Origin of the sequence: Prolixibacter bellariivorans ATCC BAA-1284 (genome assembly GCF_000621705.1) — a bacterium.
Lineage (GTDB): Bacteria > Bacteroidota > Bacteroidia > Bacteroidales > Prolixibacteraceae > Prolixibacter > Prolixibacter bellariivorans.
Map to the genome: position 1 here is coordinate 20361 of NZ_JHXO01000005.1, position 16614 is coordinate 36974.

The following is a 16614-nucleotide window of genomic DNA, read 5'->3' on the forward strand; positions in this document are numbered from 1 at the left end:
TTATTTGGTTTTTATTCCAAGAAATTGTTGTCTGATGCGGTTTGGAATCAGGCGAATAAACTGCAACGGTCGTCCTTGCATGGCTAAATTATCGGGATGCTTGGTAGCCAGCCGGTAGAACCAGACAAAAAGAATGATACCCTTTAAGATGGACGTTAAAGACAGACTCCACCATACACCCAACAATCCTAGTGATGTGCCGAGTGCCAGCACTAAGGCGAGGGGAATTCGCATTCCGGTTAACGTAATTCCAATAATCGAAGGGGGCATGGTACGTCCGATTCCGTTAAATGCTCCGGATGTGGCAATTTCCATACACATGAATATTTGTGAGTAGCCCAGAATCTCAAGATACTTACCTCCCATTTGGATGGCGTCGGGTTCGGGGATGAAGATGCCAAATACCTGTTGGCCGAAACCGACAAAAAGAATGCCGACAATAAAGCCAACGACACTGCTAAGTCCAACCGTAATGAGGAATCCTTTGTAAATGCGTTCCCATTTTGCTGCACCAAAATTTTGCCCGACAAAAGCGCCCAGAGCCGTGGCAAATCCACTGGCAGTCATCCAGCTTAGTGCCTCAATTTGCGCGCCAACACTCTGTACGGCAATAGGAAGTGCTCCCCAACGTCCAACAATGCGGGCCAGAATCATGGCGAAAATGGCGAACAGAATGCTTTGCATAGCGACCGGCAAACCCAGTTTGAAAATTTTCCGCATGTACGGAAGATCCAAGCGGGAAAGAATGCTGGCCTTTTTTAATGGCGACTTTCCTCTTTTTATTCGAATGATAAACAATAACAACACCAGCCCCTGTGAGGCAACGGTTGCATAGGCTGCGCCATCAGAACCCATTTGCGGAATGGGGCCAACGCCAAAAATAAGGAGCGGATCGGCAACAATATTCAGCATTAACCCAATGGAGTTAATCCGGAATGGTAGTTTGGAATTGCCAGCCCCGTTGAATACGCCGGAAAAAGTCGGATTGCTGTAATAGAGGAGGGAGCCGGCCGAAATAATTCGGAGATAAGAAACAGCGTTATGATTGACATCTGTGTTCGTCAACTTAAAAAAACCGATTAGTCCGGGGGCAAAAATATAGGTTAAAATCCCATACAAAATTGCCAGTACTAACGCTCCGGTAAGCGATTGTTGGGCAAATGAGATAGCCCTTTTATTGTCTCCGGACCCGAGTGATTGCGAAACACCTACTTCAGCTCCTGTTCGGGTTATCAGCATCAGCGAAATACCGAGCCAGGTGAAGAACGTAGCTGCGCCGACAGCGGCTACCGCATCACTACCTACGCGTCCCAACCAAATCATATCGATCATGCTGTAGGCCATCTGAATGAAAGATGTGCCCATAATGGGAACTGATAGCTTAATTATCTGTTGTGGTATATGTCCGTATGTCAGATCAGTTGACTGCTTCAAAGCTGTAAATCTTTTAATATTAATCGCGGGCGAATTTAGTTTGAAAAAATTAATTTTAGGCAATCTTGCCGGATATTGCTCCGACATAAAGCAGGTAAGCTATGTTGATACGCATTTATGATGAGAATCCGAATCAGAAAGATATTCTGACCGTGGTTGATGTGTTGCGAAACGGTGGGGTCATTGTTTATCCAACCGATACAATTTATGGTATTGGTTGCGACATTACACAACCCAAGGCAGTTGAGCGGGTAGCTCGACTAAAAAATATGAAACCGGAAAAAGCTGATTTTTCATTTATTTGTCATGATTTGAGTCATATATCCGATTTTAGCAAGCCGATCCCCAACCCGGTTTTCAAGCTAATGAAAAAAAATCTTCCGGGTCCGTTTACCTTTATTATTCAGGCCAATAGCCAGGTACCGAAAATGTTTAAGAACCGGAAGAAGAGCGTTGGCGTAAGGGTCCCTGATAATAATATCATTCGCGAAATCGTTCGTGAATTGGGAAATCCGGTTATGTCGACTTCGGTGCGTGATGAGGATGAAATTCTGGAGTATACCACAGACCCCGAATTGATTGAAGAGAAGTTCGGCGATTTGATTGATTTGGTTATCGACGGTGGATATGGTGATAATGTTCCCTCGACGGTCGTGGATTGTACCGGCGATGTTCCACAAATTATTCGGCAGGGGAAAGGCGAACTACTCGAGTAATTCTTTTGGCTTAATTTCTCCAGAATGAAGGAGTGAACAGAATCAGAATGGTGAAGAGCTCCAAACGTCCGAGTAGCATCAGGAACGAAAGAAACCATTTGCCGAAAGCTGGCACGTGATAGAAATTTTCCGCCGGTCCCACATTACCCAAGCCGGGGCCGATATTACCCAAACTGGTTGCTACAGCGCCAATAGCCGAACTTAAATCGGGTTCGATGAATGTGTAAACGACTACACTTCCGAAAAAGACCAATACGTAAATCATAAAGAAAGCCAGAACGTTCAGCATAATCTGATCGGAAACCGTTCGTTGATTGAATCGAACAGGAATAACGGCATTTGGGTGAATCAATCGGCGCAGTTCGTACCAGCTGTTTTTCAGAAGGAGTACAATTCGTACAATTTTGATACTACCTCCCGTCGATCCGGCCGAACCTCCGAAGAAGAAAAGTGAAAAAAGAAACACCGTCATGATCGCCGGCCATTTCAGGTAATCGGCAGTAGCATAACCTGTCGTTGTGATGATGGATACTACCTGAAAGAGTGATTCCCTGAATGAAAGTTCAAAACCGGTATTGGTATTTCGCATCAATCCCAGCGTGATGATTGCCGTGAAGAATAAAACAAAGAATCCGTACCACCTGAATTCTTCATTTGCCCATGCCTTTTTCAGTTTCCCGTTAAGGGCAAGATATGACAGTGTAAAGTTAGTACCTGCCAGAAACATAAATATGGTTATAACATATTGAATGTATGGCGATGTGAAGAATGCGATGCTGGCTTGCTTAGTCGAGTAACCTCCCGTTGCCATGGTCGTGAAGGAGTGGCAAACCGCATCGAATAGCGGCATTTTCCCGATGTAGAGCAAAATGGTTTCCAGAACGGTAAAGAGCACGTAGATGCCCCACAGGCGCTTGGCTGTCTGCTTGATTCGCGGATGTAGCTTGTCTGGTGTTGGGCCGGGAACTTCAGCAACAAACAGCTGCATTCCTCCGATTCCTAAGGCCGGAAGAATTGCGAGCGAAAGAACAATGATTCCCATACCGCCTAACCATTGCGTCATACTACGCCAAAACAATATCCCGTGAGGAAGTGCTTCAATATCCGTCAGAATGGATGACCCTGTCGTGGTAAATCCCGACATGGTTTCAAAAAAAGCGTTGGTAAATGAGGGAATAAAACCTCCCATCATGAAAGGCAGGCTTCCGAACAGGGAAAATACAATCCAGGTTAACGTAACGATGATATAGCCATCACGCTTGGCGATATTATTTGAGCTTTTTCTTCCGAGTAGAAAAAGAATACCTCCGGATACGGCTGTAATTCCAATTGAGTAGAGAAATGAATTTACATCGGGTCCACCGTATCCAATTGCCACGAGTAGTGCCAGAATCATGGCCGCCGCTTCTACCACGAGAAGCAGTCCCATTATTTTTACGATGACCTTGAAGTTAAACACAGAATTTCTTCTCTTTTGGCTGGTTTGGAAATTATTTAAAGAATTTAGAAAGTTTCTTCAGCGCTGAGGGCAGGGTGAAAACAACAACCTTATCTCCTTCAATAAATTTTGTGTCACCATTGGCAATATACCCCTGATCCTGCCTGATATAGCCTCCAATCGTTGCATTTTCCGGGAAACTTAGTTCATGGATGGCTTTCCTGGTGACGAGTGAATCTTTTTTCACGATGAACTCGAGAACCTCTGCATCTGAAGCAGTCAGGCACTTTACATGCGATACTTCGGCGTTTAACGTAAAACGATAAATATACGATGCAGCCAACAGTTTCTTATTGATCACACCACCAATACCGATTCGTTCGGCAAAGTCAATGTAATCGATGTTTTCCACTTCGGCAATCGTGCGCTTAACACCTACCTTTTTAGCTAGCTGACAGGAAAGGATATTCGTCTCGGAATTTCCTGTTACCGCAATAAAAGCGTCCATTTGGTCGATTCCTTCGGTCTTTAGTAGATCCATGTCACGACCATCACCATGAATGACCAGAGCTTTATTGGCTTTCTCGGCAACTTTCATGCTGCGGGCTTTATCCTGCTCGATTAGTTTTACATTGAAATGCTCACCCAATCGCATGGCCGTTTTCATTCCAATTCGGCTACCACCCAGAATCATCACATTCTTTACCTCAAACTTTTTCTTCCCTGCTTTTTCAAGAATGGATGGAACAGTGGAAGGACTCGAGACAAAGAAAACGATGTCTCCGACCAGGATCATGTCATCTCCGTGAGGAATCAGTGTTTCCGATTCGCGGGTAATAGCTACGGCTCGGAATTCTTCTTTCCCTTGAGCCAATTCGCGAAGTGTTTTGCCAACAATTTTGTTATTGCTGCGGATTTTTACTCCAAACAAAATAAGCTTACCGCCCGAAAACTCGTGGATCAGTCGTGTGCTGGTCTGTTTCAGGTAAGTAACAATTTCTTTAGCAGCCAGGTGTTCCGGGTAAATCAATTCGTCGATACCCAGACTGGCAAAGTATTCTCTGTTTTGTGGAAACAGAAATTCCTGGTTGTCTATTCGGGCGACTGTTTTACCGGCCCCAAGATGTTTGGCTAACTGACAGGCCACGATATTACGCTCTTCATAAGGCGTTACTGCAATGAACAAGTCGGCATGCTGAACGCTGGTTTCCTTGAGATCGCTAATCGATATTGCAGAACCAATCACTGTCAGTACATCGAGCATGGAGGAAAGATTATTCAATTTTTCCTCGTTGTCGTCCAGCAAGACAATATCGTGATCTTCTTTTGACAACATTTTAGCGAGGTGTGTTCCCACCTCACCGGCACCGGCAATTACAATTTTCATAATTCTCCCAGCCAAATTTTAAATGCACCGCAAAGTAAATTATTAATGAGTTATATATCCAATTTTGATGCCACTTTTTTTGTTTTTGTCTGAAATAAAGATGTTTGCGCGTAATGCTCCTTTGTCAGGAAGAGAGTATACATTTTCCGGAAGCATTTTACTTTTTTCTGGCTTTTTCGATCTTTTATCAGGAAACGATGGGGTGTTCGTAACAAATTGCATAGCAGGATGTTCTTCCACTTTAAATTTCGTAATATCCTCAGGGTCGATTTTGTGCAAGTAAATCAGATCAGCGGGTGGCATGAACTCCGGTATTTCTGCTTTTTTTTGGGCCCATATTCTCATGCCAGCGAAGTTTATCATATCGTTTTTCTTGCATAGAAAGGAAAATTGCCTGAACCTTTTCCCCGATAACGGAATTATTACGGAGGCGTTTGTGCCATGCATTTGTTCGAAAGGTTCCATGTAAATGGCCATCTTTTTCCTGGTTGTTACCGAATCATCCGATGAAATCCAGACGATGGCTTTTCTCTGGACTGCAGCAATCAACGTTTTACGGGGGATATTAAAAAATACAATTTCCCGTTGCGTTAGAAGTTGATACTTGTTGAGGGTTGTTATTCCCGATAAAACGATGAGTGAAAGTAGTATGAGCTGAAGATATATCCTTTGTTTTCCAACAATAAACAGGGTAAGAAAAATGATAACCAGGAACGAAGTAACCAGCATTAAGGGAGTGAATGAAATATTGGAAATAATTGATCCTGGAAGCATGTTAACAGTCGACACTGCGTATAATAGGGCCTTTACCACAATGTGGAGGAAAAGTGTTATGACTTTCGCGACAACAGGAATAAAGGAGAGTGAAAGAAGTAGAAATGCAGTGTAAATAATGAGAGTGGTCAGGGGAATCGCAAACAGGTTGGTCAGCCAGAAATAAACCGGAAATTGGTGGAAATAGTAGATGGAAAGCGGGGAGACGCCGATTTGAGCTGCCAGCGAAACGGTCAGGAGTGCCCAAAGTTTATCGAGCCACCAGTTGCTTATGTAAATGGTATGGTAGATTAGTGGCTGAAAAAAGACGATGGAAAGAACAGCGGCATAGGATAGTTGGAAACCCACCTCAAAAAGCAACATGGGATTGATAAGCAGCAGCAAAAAAGCCGATGCTGCCAATGTATTGTAGATGTTGTTCTGCCGGTTGATGTTTTCGCTAATGGCAATGAACGAAAACATGGTGGCCGCACGTTGAACCGAGGGAGACAATCCGGTGACGAATGCGTATATCCAAACAACTGAGAGTAGTATGAAAAGTCTTACTAAACGACCTTTCCGATATGTTTTGAGGAATTTGAGTAGAAAGCTGAATACGAAGTAGATAATTCCGACATGCAGCCCTGATACGGCCAGAATGTGAATGGCACCGGAATTGGCAAACTCCTTTTTTATTTCCGGATCAATATTTTCCCGATCTCCCAAAACCAATGCTGACAGTATGCTCATCTCGTCGCCGGAATAGCCGTAACGGACGAATACATTTTGCAGCTGCTTGCGGATGACCAGCGCTTGCTGACGGAGGTTCAAGCGGACTTTTGCGGAGGTAACGAAGTAATCTTCAGTACGAAGATAAAACCGGTAAGCAATACTGTGCCTTATCATGTATTCCCGGTAATTAAATTCGCCTGGGTTTGTGGGAGGTTGAATGGCCGTTGGTGGACGATGAAGGGCAATAACCTGCCCGGGAGTTAAACCGGCAGCTATCGAGTCTTTTTCCAGATATGTTAGTATGTTTTGTTTGTCGGGTAGGATTTGCAGAATGGTTTTGTAGGAGTTCGTTTTTTCTTCCGGGAAACCGCTTACTATGGCAAAGTGTGTTGTTTGCTCCGGAACAGGTTGGGGGCGGTATTGTCGTTGTTGGTACCAGTACCATCCGAAAATGAACAGAAAAAAGTAAAGAATAGTACCGAATACCGGTGTTGTTCGATAGCCCGATTGGCGAAAAACGACTAGTAGGGCAAAAAGAATAAAGAGGGAAGTGAGGCCGACAAATAGTGGGAACGGCTGAGTGAAATATCCGGCCAGGATTCCTGCAATGAAAGGAAGGATAAATCGGAAAAAGGGAACACGGCGAAGATGGTCAGTCAGGTTGGTCATAAAAATGAGATTACCGTAATCACATTATTTAAATTACGATAATCTCATTAAAATACCTTGAATATCAGCTGGTAATTTTCCCGAATCAGACTTTTGGGAGCTTAATCCGGTACGACGGCTGTACTTTTCCTTTCGTGATAGCCGTTAGTTTACTTTTCAGCAAACGCTTTTTCAATGGAGTAGCGTAGTCAACAAACAGCACTCCGTCCAGGTGATCGTATTCATGTTGCAAAACTCTCGCTGCATACCCTTCGAATACTTCATCATGTTCTACCCAGTTCTCATCGAAATATTTCATGCGGATGCGGTCTTTCCGTTTTACTTCTTCCCTGATAAACGGAATGCTCAGGCAACCTTCTTCCATGATAACTTCTTCACCATCTTTTTCGATGATGTGGGGATTAATGAATGCTTTTTTAAAGTCTTTTAGAGCAGGCTCTTCTTCGGCCATAGGCGTGGCATCAACAACAAAAATACGAACAGACAAGCCAACCTGCGGCGCGGCCAGTCCGACACCTTCTGCATTGTACATGGTTTCAAACATGTTATCAATGAGCTCCTGCAGACCCTCGTAGTCTTTGTCAATATCCGGAGTCACCTTTCGTAAAATGGGATCTCCGAAAACGGTTACAGGTAAAATCATGCTACTTATTTTTTGTATTTATTTTCTTCCAGATATGATTGTAAAATGATTGTGGCACTTACAGCATCCACCATTGCTTTATCCTGTCGCGATTTTTTTCGCAAGCCGGCATCAATCATACTTTGAAATGCCATTTTGGACGTAAAGCGCTCATCTATTTGTTTAACGGGCATGTCAGGATAGAGTTTCCTGAATTTTTTCAGAAACGGATTGATGTACCGAATGGACTCAGAAGGTTCGTTGTTTAACTGCACCGGATAACCGATCACAAGAGTTTCAACATCTTCCTTTTGTAAATATTCACTCAGAAAATCCCAGATTTCGTGTGTAGCTATGGTTGTAAGCCTGCTGGCAATTAACTGTAGTGGATCGGTCACTGCTACTCCAACTCGCTTTCTGCCGTAATCAAGGGCCAGAATCCTTCCCATGTTCTTTTTGATTTTCAGAGGGCAAAGATACATGTTTATTTGATTTTTTTTCATTTCAATATAAAGGGATTTGGTATAGTGATTTGTCGTTTCAGAAGATGAATCCGGGATTCTGTATAATGAAAGTGAAGTGGAGGAGTAAAAAATGATATGAGCTAAAGCGTTTTGTAGTAGTGCTTTATGGTTGCTCTTATTTTTTCTTAACAAAAGACATGATTTTGGCACGGGCTTTGATTTTGATACGGCAAAGAATGAAGGTATACCAATTTTGACGACGTCGGGAAATCTTGAAGTTTAACTTTAAAAACCCGAAAGCTATGAAAACGACTCAATTACATAAAATAAGCGCTGCTGTATTTATGATGACTGCTTTGGCAGTTGTTTCCGTAAATCCTGTATTTGCCCAACGGCGCACCCGGGAATATCAACCCGAAAAGCGAGAGCATTCTAAAAGGAATTACAATAAGCGTGATCATCAATCAAAGAAGGAAAGGACGAACCGAAATCAACGGAATGATGACCGGTTTAAAAAAAACAATCATGATCGGGATCGCGTTCGCGATAGAAATTACACATATCACTCACCCCGTTATGAGCGCCATGATAGCCACCGCAGCTGGAATAAGAACAAACACTGGAATAACCAGCGCTGGCACAGAGAGCATCCGGTTTACGTAAATCACCGCCATTATCGAATTCCACGTTACAACGGAAGAGTACGGGTTTATGCCAGAGCTCCCTGGGGAAACCGTCATCCGGTAGTTATCAGACATCGGTATGGAGACGTCTATTGCTTCGGAGGGAATTTTTATTCTTATTATCCAAGATACGGATATGTGCAGATTGAATTACCTCGTGACATCGTATTCACCTCGTTACCAAGAAACGCAGTAAGGGTAAGAGTCGATGGTCATTTGATGTTCCGATTGGGAGATGTGTATTTTGAATTTGGCTCAGGTGGATATCGTGTTTCCAATTACAGAGCATATCCCGAAATGTATGGATATATCGACCGTTATTAATCAATCAGAATAGTTTGCAACAAAAAGTAAGGGTGTCCATTGGACACCCTTTTTATTTATTTACGAAAAAGCAAATAATTATGCTTTCCCTTGTTTCAGATTAGCTTGTGCTGCTGCCAGACGTGCAATCGGAACACGGTAAGGAGAACAACTTACATAATCGAGACCTACACTGTTGCAGAACTCAACTGAACTCGGTTCACCACCATGCTCACCACAGATACCAACTTTCAGTTTCGGGTTGGTTCCACGACCACGTTTAGTGGCCATATCAACCAATTGGCCGACACCTTCCTGATCGAGAACCTGGAACGGATCGTGCTTCAGGATACCTTTCTTGATGTAAATCGGTAGAAATTTACCAGCATCATCACGCGAATAACCAAAGGTCATCTGCGTAAGGTCATTGGTTCCGAATGAGAAGAATTCAGCAACTTCCGCAATCTCGGCAGCAGTAAGTGCTGCACGCGGAACTTCAATCATGGTACCAACTTTGTAATCGATGCGGTCACCTTTTTCCTGGAATACCTTCTCAGCAGTCTCATTAATGAGGTCTGCCTGAAGTTTCAGTTCTTTCAGGGTACCTACGAGTGGAACCATAATTTCCGGACGTGCATCAATACCTTTAGCTTTCAGGTTCATTGCTGCTTCAATAATGGCACGAGCCTGCATTTCGGTAATTTCCGGATAAGTGTTACCCAGACGGCAGCCGCGGTGTCCGAGCATTGGGTTGAACTCTTCCAGTTCGGCTACTTTCGAACGAATAACATCAATGTCAACACCCATTTCCTTGGCCAGCTCTTTCTGAGTTGCCTGCTGGTGAGGAACAAATTCGTGAAGCGGCGGATCAAGCAGACGAACGGTTACGCCATAACCGGCCATTGCTTCGAAAATACCTTCAAAGTCTTCACGCTGGTATGGGAGGAGTTTGTCCAACCCTTTTTTGCGTCCTTCTACATCGGAAGCAAGAATCATTTCGCGCATGGCTTTGATACGCTCGCCTTCGAAGAACATGTGCTCGGTACGACAAAGTCCGATTCCCTGTGCACCAAAGTTGCGGGCAACCTGAGCATCTTTTGGGGTATCGGCATTGGTGCGCACATGCATGCGGGTGTATTTGTCGGACAGTTCCATGATGTAACCAAAGTCTCCGCTAAGATCGGGAGTTTTGGTAACTACTTTACCGTCATAAACTTCTCCGGTCGTTCCATTGAGTGAAATCCAGTCGCCTTCTTTGTAAACTTTTCCGTTAGCAACGAAAGAACGGGTTTTGTAGTCAATTTTAATACCTCCGGTTCCGGAAACACAGCATTTCCCCATACCACGTGCAACTACAGCTGCGTGAGAAGTCATACCTCCGCGTGCAGTAAGAATTCCACGTGCAACGTTCATGCCTTCGAGATCCTCAGGAGAAGTTTCGATACGAACGAGGACGGAGTTCTCAAATTTTTCAGCTTCGTCGGCGAAGAATACTACCTGACCGGTAGCAGCGCCGGGAGATGCCGGAAGACCTTTGGCAATAACAGTTGCCTGCTCGAGAGCTTTGGTGTCGAAAATCGGGTGAAGAAGCTCATCGAGTTTGTTGGGCTCGAGGCGAAGAATGGCTGTTTCTTCGTCAATTTCTCCAGCTTTCAACATATCCATGGCAATTGTCACCATAGCAGCACCGGTACGTTTCCCGTTACGTGTTTGAAGCAACCACAGTTTGCCTTCCTGAATAGTGAATTCCAGGTCCTGCATGTCATGGTAGTGTTGTTCCAGTTTATGCTGTGTTTCGTCCAGCTCTTTGTAAGCTGCAGGCATTGATTCTTCCAGTGAAGGATATTTGCTGGCGCGTTCTTCTTCGCTAATGCCTTGAAGTTTGGCCCAACGGAGAGAACCCTCTTTGGTAATTTGCTGCGGAGTACGGGTACCGGCAACAACATCTTCACCCTGCGCGTTGATGAGATACTCACCGTTAAACAGGTTTTCGCCGGTAGCAGCATCGCGGGTGAAGGCTACACCAGTAGCTGAATTATCACCCATGTTACCGAATACCATGGCTTGAACATTAACGGCAGTTCCCCATTCTTCAGGAATGTTGTTCAGGCGACGATACAAGATTGCACGGTCGTTCATCCAGCTGTCAAATACAGCTGTGATGGCTCCCCAAAGCTGCTCCCATGGATCCGTTGGAAATTCTTTACCGGTCTCTTTTTTAATCGCTTCTTTAAAACGAAGAACCAGAACTTTCAGATCGTCAATGGTAAACTCGGTATCCTGTTCGATTCCTTTCTCTTCTTTCATCGCTTCGATGATTTCTTCGAAAGGATCGATATCTTCTTTGTTTTTCGGTTTCAGGTCCATGACCACGTCACCATACATCTGGATAAAACGACGGTATGAATCCCATCCAAAACGATTGTTGCCGGTTTTTTTCGACATTCCTTCCACTGCCATATCATTCAAACCAAGGTTGAGGATGGTATCCATCATACCTGGCATGGAGGCCCTGGCACCTGAACGGACAGAAACCAGACACGGATTATTTTTATCCCCGAATTTCGTTCCGGTCAGTTCTTCAATATGAGCAACAGCATCTTTTACTTCATCACTGATGAGTTTGAGTGCTGCATCACGACCTTCTTTGGTGTAAACGGTACATACATCAGTGGTAATGGTGAAGCCCGGAGGAACCGGTACTCCAATCAGGTTCATTTCTGCCAGATTGGCTCCTTTACCTCCTAACAGATTACGCATATCGGCACGACCCTCCGCCTGGCCATTACCGAATTTGTATACATTCTTAGCCATAAAGTGTTGAATATTAATTCGAATTAACTATGATGAATTTGTTGCAAAACTAATCTTTATTTTCAATGATAAATATATCTAAACACAAAACTATGTTCTTGGTTTGAATGAAATTCACATCAGTTCGGGGAGCAGATACTTATTTATTCATTAATAATATAATCTGCATACTGATAAATTCATTCAAAATCTGGAAGTTAATATTTTCTGTTGTCCGGGGATCAAAGGTAACCAATAAATCTTGAACGGCTTAAATGCGAATTCGGCATTCTGCTGTGTTTTAAAACATCACTGAGTAGCCATAAAAAAAGAAAGTTGCCCGTCGGGGATTGACAGGCAACTGTTCATAAAAGACCAAGACAGATATGAGGAGGGATAATTACAGGTCACTTTTACTAACAGAACATAAAGTTAAGGAATTTGTTTCAAACGAAAATTCTTCCTTTCTCTTTTTTTATATGTCCTGTTTCTTGCTATAAATATATGAAATTATGATGTTCAATGCATCGACTGAATGAAAAATTATCGTGATTTTCAACTAAAATATTATTCGTTGTTGACTTAATTGTCACATTATCAATTTGTATGGCTTAGTTTTGGGAGTGGTAATTTGTTGGACAATCATTCCTTGTCGAGCAGATATGCCGTGTTTTTACCACCCCAGGTTGCCATCTTTTTCCCAGATTGCATCGGGAGAAAGATTGTTTTTCTCAATGTCTTTGAAGTGTTTGTAGGTCCCTACCTTTAGTTCAACAGTAGCATCTTCATCGCAAATAATGATGCCACGCGGATGAAGTTGCAATGCAGTAATGGTCCACATGTGATTAACACCTCCTTCAATTGCCTGGTGCAGAGCGCGGGCCTTATTGTGTCCGGTAACCAAAACTAAAACTTCTTTTGAGTCCATCACGGTCCCAACACCTACTGTCAATGCTGATTTGGGCACTTTATCGATATTGTTATCGAAAAAACGGGAATTGGCGACCAGTGTATCGTAATTTAGTTCCTTGTCACGGGTTCGCGAAGCTAAACTGGAACCGGGTTCGTTAAATGCGACATGTCCGTCAGCACCAACACCTCCCATAAACAAATCAATTCCGCCAACCGATTTGATTTTTTCTTCGTAGCGTGCACATTCGGCTTTTATATCCTCGGCATTCCCATTCAATATGTTGACATTTTTCTCTTGTATGTCAATGTGATTGAAGAAGTTATTCCACATAAAGGAGTGATAACTTTCGGGATGTTCTTCCGGCAGACCGACATATTCATCCATATTAAATGTGATGACATGCTTAAATGAAACCTTTCCTTCCTGATGTAATTGTATCAGTTCGCGATACGTATTCAGTGGAGTGCTTCCTGTAGGTAATCCCAGAACAAAAGGTTTTTCATTTGTGGGATTAGCCAAATTGATCTTGCGTACAATGTAATTGGCTGCCCAGTGTGCCACATCATCAGGTGCAGGTTGAATGATTAGTCTCATAACAGATTTTTTCTTGAATCAGGTAACAAAATTAGGTGCAATTATTGGAAAAACGCTAATTAAATTTGCAAAACCCGAAGAAACAAGATTTTTATAAAGAGTTTTACCAGAAAGCATTAAATTAACCGAAAAATATATGCTATGAATGTACTGGCGAAAATTGTAATCAATACCATAGCTGTACTTGTGGTAAGTTATATCCTTCCGGGAATTGAAATCAGCAGTTTTTTCGATGCCCTGGTTGTGGCAGTTGTTCTTGCTCTTCTGAACCTGCTTGTTAAACCAGTATTGATAATTTTAACGCTTCCGCTCACGATTGTCACGTTAGGCATATTTCTGTTGATACTGAATGGATTAATCGTGATGCTGGCCGGCGCTTTGGTTGACGGATTTTATGTCTCTGGATTATTTTGGGCCATTATTTTCAGTTTGCTGGTGTCGTTGGTCAATGCCATTTTAGGAGCGAAGGATCTCCACAAATAACCGGATTGTTTTTATTTTCGGGCCTTCATTTTTACACCGTTGAGATGAGTTTGCAGGTAAGGGAAATGGCTTGCATTGTATTATTGATTGGATTGAGGAAATAAATGCAATATATCGGAGAAATAGCTGGTATTGCTACTGCTGTGTTTTGGACGGTAACATCCATGTCATTTCAGGTGGCTACACGTAGAGTTGGCTCATTAAATGTCAATATTATACGCCTCGTATTAGCGTTTGTTTTTTATATGCTGTACATGCGCATGAGTCGCGGTATCTGGCTGCCTACCGATGCATCTCCTGAGGCATGGAAATGGCTGGGCATATCAGGTCTTATCGGCTTTGTACTTGGAGATTTTTTTCTGTTTCAATCCTATGCTTTTGTCAGCGCACGAATTTCCATGTTGATGATGTCGTTAGCCCCTCCGGTAGCTGCTTTACTCGGATACATTATTTTGGGCGAACGTTTTACCCTGTTAAATACTGTTGGATTACTTCTGGTGTTGTCGGGAATTGCGATGGTGATTCTCAATCGCGGCGATAAAACAGAAAGTAATCGCCGATTCAAATATCCTTTAAAAGGAATATTGCTGGCTTTTGGGGGAGCAGTTGGACAAGGCTCAGGAGCTGTTTTGTCAAAATTTGGAATGGGAAGCTACGACGCTTTCTCTGCATCACAAATCAGGGTAATTGCCGGTGTATTAGGATTCTCGCTCATTTTTACCTTAACTCGCAAATGGAAAGGTGTTTTCTCAACAGTTAAGGATATTAAAGCCATGAAACCGATTTTAATCGGAGCTTTTTTCGGTCCTTTTATTGGTGTCGGTTTGAGCATGGTTGCCCTTCAACATACTTCAGCCGGAATTGCCTCTACTCTGATGGCTACCGTTCCTGTGTTTATCCTTTTACCATCCGTTCTCTTTTTCGGTGAAAAACTTACCTGGCGTGAAGTGTTGGGGGCGTTCGTTACCGTTGGTGGTATCGCTGTTTTCTTCATTCGTTAGATTCATTCAAATTTTTTTTCGCGGAATTTTTTCCTCTCTGACGACTCGGTTTTTTAGGCCTTTTCGCTGTTTTCATTCCTAATTTTCAATCTTTTATTGCCAAAAACTTGACAAATATATTTTTTTGTCTTTAACTTTGACCAATCGTTTAGTCAAAAAATGACTGTGCGTTCAGTCATAAAAAATAAAGCTATGCCACGTACGCCCGAACAATATGAACAGATGCGTCAGGAGAAGCGGCGCAAGATAATGGATGTGGCCCTTGAGTTGTTTGCCAGCAAGGGGTATCACGCCACATCGGTTGCCAAAATTGCAGAGAAGGCCGATATCTCAAAAGGTCTGCTGTACAACTATTTCGAAAGTAAGGATGATTTGCTGAAAGAGATTGCTCAAGTCGGATTTCAGGAAGTTTATGAGAACCTGGACATCAATCACGATGGTGTTCTTACTGAGGAGGAGTTCGTTTACTTCATCGATCGGCTTATCGAGATCATCAATAAGAATAAAAAATTCTGGCTCTTTTATACACATATCCTGATGCAACCCAATGTGGTTGATTTTGTTGGGACCCAGTTGCGAGAGAGTTTCGTGCCTGTCGTTCAGATACTAATGAATTATTTGAAAGAGGAAGGGTTCGAAGATCCAGCCGGAGAGCTGTTTTTCCTTTCATCGACATTGAAAGGAGCTACACTTCAATTGTTATTCAGTCCGTTAGATTTCGATATCAGCCCGGTTCGGGACCGAATTGTAAAGCTATATGCAAAAAATACTACTGTTGATCATAAAATCTGATTGCAAACAGTGAAGTATTTTTCCCGGTAAGGTATTTAACAGAATACACCGTCAGAATAAAAAAACTGAATCATGAAAACACAACAGGTACTTGTATTTCTTCTGGTTATGGCATTTGGGAGTTTAACTGCCAAAGCACAGGATGCTAAAGAAATTGTGAACAAAGCCAACGATCTTCTTCGCGGACAGTCGAGTGAATCGGTGATGACCATGAAGATTATTCGCCCCAAATGGGAGCGTACATTACAGTTTAAAAGTTGGTCGAAAGGAACGGAGTATTCCCTCATTTATGTATTGGCTCCGGCAAAAGAAAAAGGGCAGGTTTTCCTGAAAAGGGGGAAGGAAATTTGGAATTGGGTGCCTTCCATTGAGCGAATGATCAAAATTCCGCCGAGCATGATGATGCAGTCGTGGATGGGCTCAGACCTGACAAATGACGACTTGGTGAAGGAGTCATCGATTGTTGAAGACTACAACCATAAAATTATCGGGGAGGAGAAAATTAACGGATACAATTGCTACAAAATTGAGATGATCCCCAAGGAAGATGCTGCGGTTGTGTGGGGAAAAATTATTACATGGATTAGCAAAGAGCACTACTATACGTTGAAAAATGAATATTATGACGAAGATGGCTACCTGATCAACGAGGAAACACTATCAAAAATTAAAAAGATGGGCGACCGTACCTTGCCTACTTATTTCGAGATGGTTCCGGTTGACAAGAAGGGACATAAAACAACGATGGAATTCAACAATGTGAAATTTGATATGCCCATCAAGGATAGTTTTTTCAGTATCCAGAATATGAAACGAGTTCACTAAGGAAGACCATGG

14 protein-coding genes are annotated in these 16614 nt (G+C 42.9%); 6 read left to right on the top strand and 8 right to left on the bottom strand.

Features of this window, described 5'->3' with window-relative positions:
- A complete protein-coding gene (locus T426_RS22595; RefSeq protein ID WP_211253551.1) occupies positions 1 to 1434 on the bottom strand; it encodes an MATE family efflux transporter in 1434 nt (477 codons plus the stop codon).
- 101 nt (positions 1435 to 1535) lie between these two features.
- Here T426_RS22595 and T426_RS0103240 point away from each other — a divergent pair, with 101 nt between their 5' ends.
- Positions 1536 to 2150, top strand: a complete 615-nt coding sequence (locus tag T426_RS0103240) for an L-threonylcarbamoyladenylate synthase (protein ID WP_025864088.1) — start codon at positions 1536 to 1538, stop codon at positions 2148 to 2150.
- Between the two features lie 10 nt (positions 2151 to 2160).
- Here the strand turns inward: T426_RS0103240 and T426_RS0103245 are convergent, their stop codons facing one another.
- The 5 genes from T426_RS0103245 to ruvX all read right to left on the bottom strand — a co-directional run bounded on the left by T426_RS0103245 (position 2161) and on the right by ruvX (position 8200).
- A complete protein-coding gene (locus tag T426_RS0103245; protein WP_036985355.1) occupies positions 2161 to 3579 on the bottom strand; it encodes a TrkH family potassium uptake protein in 1419 nt (472 codons plus the stop codon).
- 61 nt (positions 3580 to 3640) lie between these two features.
- The gene (trkA, locus tag T426_RS0103250) at positions 3641 to 4975 is read right to left on the bottom strand and encodes a Trk system potassium transporter TrkA (protein WP_025864089.1); all 1335 of its coding nucleotides are present in this window, start codon (positions 4973 to 4975) and stop codon (positions 3641 to 3643) included.
- A 42-nt stretch (positions 4976 to 5017) separates the two neighbouring features.
- Positions 5018 to 7129: a ComEC/Rec2 family competence protein gene (locus T426_RS0103255; protein ID WP_025864090.1), complete on the bottom strand. Its 2112-nt coding sequence runs from the start codon at positions 7127 to 7129 to the stop codon at positions 5018 to 5020.
- A gap of 85 nt (positions 7130 to 7214) precedes the next feature.
- Positions 7215 to 7772, bottom strand: a complete 558-nt coding sequence (gene def, locus T426_RS0103260; RefSeq protein WP_025864091.1) for a peptide deformylase — start codon at positions 7770 to 7772, stop codon at positions 7215 to 7217.
- A 5-nt stretch (positions 7773 to 7777) separates the two neighbouring features.
- Entirely contained in the window at positions 7778 to 8200 is a 423-nt protein-coding gene (ruvX, locus tag T426_RS0103265) for a Holliday junction resolvase RuvX (RefSeq protein WP_025864092.1), read from the bottom strand.
- Between the two features lie 317 nt (positions 8201 to 8517).
- Between ruvX and T426_RS0103270 the strand changes: the two genes are divergently transcribed.
- Complete coding sequence (locus tag T426_RS0103270) at positions 8518 to 9222, top strand: hypothetical protein (protein WP_036984426.1); 705 nt, start codon at positions 8518 to 8520, stop codon at positions 9220 to 9222.
- 78 nt (positions 9223 to 9300) lie between these two features.
- On the opposite strand, the gene ppdK is transcribed toward T426_RS0103270, so the two are convergent.
- Both ppdK and nagB read right to left on the bottom strand, forming a co-directional pair.
- The gene (ppdK, locus tag T426_RS0103275) at positions 9301 to 12015 is read right to left on the bottom strand and encodes a pyruvate, phosphate dikinase (RefSeq protein WP_025864094.1); all 2715 of its coding nucleotides are present in this window, start codon (positions 12013 to 12015) and stop codon (positions 9301 to 9303) included.
- 652 nt (positions 12016 to 12667) lie between these two features.
- On the bottom strand, positions 12668 to 13501 hold the full coding sequence (gene nagB, locus T426_RS0103280) for a glucosamine-6-phosphate deaminase (protein WP_025864095.1): 834 nt from the start codon (positions 13499 to 13501) through the stop codon (positions 12668 to 12670).
- A 141-nt stretch (positions 13502 to 13642) separates the two neighbouring features.
- On the opposite strand from nagB, the gene T426_RS0103285 reads away from it, so the two are divergent.
- The 4 genes from T426_RS0103285 to T426_RS0103300 all read left to right on the top strand — a co-directional run bounded on the left by T426_RS0103285 (position 13643) and on the right by T426_RS0103300 (position 16602).
- Entirely contained in the window at positions 13643 to 13984 is a 342-nt protein-coding gene (locus T426_RS0103285) for a phage holin family protein (RefSeq protein ID WP_025864096.1), read from the top strand.
- 104 nt (positions 13985 to 14088) lie between these two features.
- Positions 14089 to 14985, top strand: a complete 897-nt coding sequence (locus tag T426_RS0103290; RefSeq protein ID WP_025864097.1) for a DMT family transporter — start codon at positions 14089 to 14091, stop codon at positions 14983 to 14985.
- Between the two features lie 192 nt (positions 14986 to 15177).
- Positions 15178 to 15777 carry a TetR/AcrR family transcriptional regulator gene (locus tag T426_RS24895; protein WP_051568926.1) on the top strand — a complete coding sequence of 200 codons (600 nt, stop codon included), beginning with the start codon at positions 15178 to 15180 and terminating at the stop codon, positions 15775 to 15777.
- 72 nt (positions 15778 to 15849) lie between these two features.
- The gene (locus tag T426_RS0103300) at positions 15850 to 16602 is read left to right on the top strand and encodes an outer membrane lipoprotein-sorting protein (RefSeq protein ID WP_025864099.1); all 753 of its coding nucleotides are present in this window, start codon (positions 15850 to 15852) and stop codon (positions 16600 to 16602) included.
- The last annotated feature ends 12 nt before the right edge of the window (positions 16603 to 16614 follow it).

What these genes read in the sequence shown, in the direction of transcription:
- T426_RS24895 (WP_051568926.1), top strand. Translation starts at nt 15,178, where the DNA reads ATGCCACGTACGCCCGAACAATATGAACAGATGCGTCAGGAGAAGCGG.
- T426_RS0103285 (WP_025864096.1), top strand. Translation starts at nt 13,643, where the DNA reads ATGAATGTACTGGCGAAAATTGTAATCAATACCATAGCTGTACTTGTG.
- T426_RS0103240 (WP_025864088.1), top strand. Translation starts at nt 1,536, where the DNA reads ATGTTGATACGCATTTATGATGAGAATCCGAATCAGAAAGATATTCTG.
- trkA (WP_025864089.1), bottom strand. Translation starts at nt 4,975, where the DNA reads ATGAAAATTGTAATTGCCGGTGCCGGTGAGGTGGGAACACACCTCGCT.
- ppdK (WP_025864094.1), bottom strand. Translation starts at nt 12,015, where the DNA reads ATGGCTAAGAATGTATACAAATTCGGTAATGGCCAGGCGGAGGGTCGT.
- def (WP_025864091.1), bottom strand. Translation starts at nt 7,772, where the DNA reads ATGATTTTACCTGTAACCGTTTTCGGAGATCCCATTTTACGAAAGGTG.
- T426_RS0103255 (WP_025864090.1), bottom strand. Translation starts at nt 7,129, where the DNA reads ATGACCAACCTGACTGACCATCTTCGCCGTGTTCCCTTTTTCCGATTT.
- T426_RS0103245 (WP_036985355.1), bottom strand. Translation starts at nt 3,579, where the DNA reads ATGGGACTGCTTCTCGTGGTAGAAGCGGCGGCCATGATTCTGGCACTA.
- T426_RS0103290 (WP_025864097.1), top strand. Translation starts at nt 14,089, where the DNA reads ATGCAATATATCGGAGAAATAGCTGGTATTGCTACTGCTGTGTTTTGG.
- T426_RS0103300 (WP_025864099.1), top strand. Translation starts at nt 15,850, where the DNA reads ATGAAAACACAACAGGTACTTGTATTTCTTCTGGTTATGGCATTTGGG.
- T426_RS0103270 (WP_036984426.1), top strand. Translation starts at nt 8,518, where the DNA reads ATGAAAACGACTCAATTACATAAAATAAGCGCTGCTGTATTTATGATG.
- nagB (WP_025864095.1), bottom strand. Translation starts at nt 13,501, where the DNA reads ATGAGACTAATCATTCAACCTGCACCTGATGATGTGGCACACTGGGCA.
- ruvX (WP_025864092.1), bottom strand. Translation starts at nt 8,200, where the DNA reads ATGGGAAGGATTCTGGCCCTTGATTACGGCAGAAAGCGAGTTGGAGTA.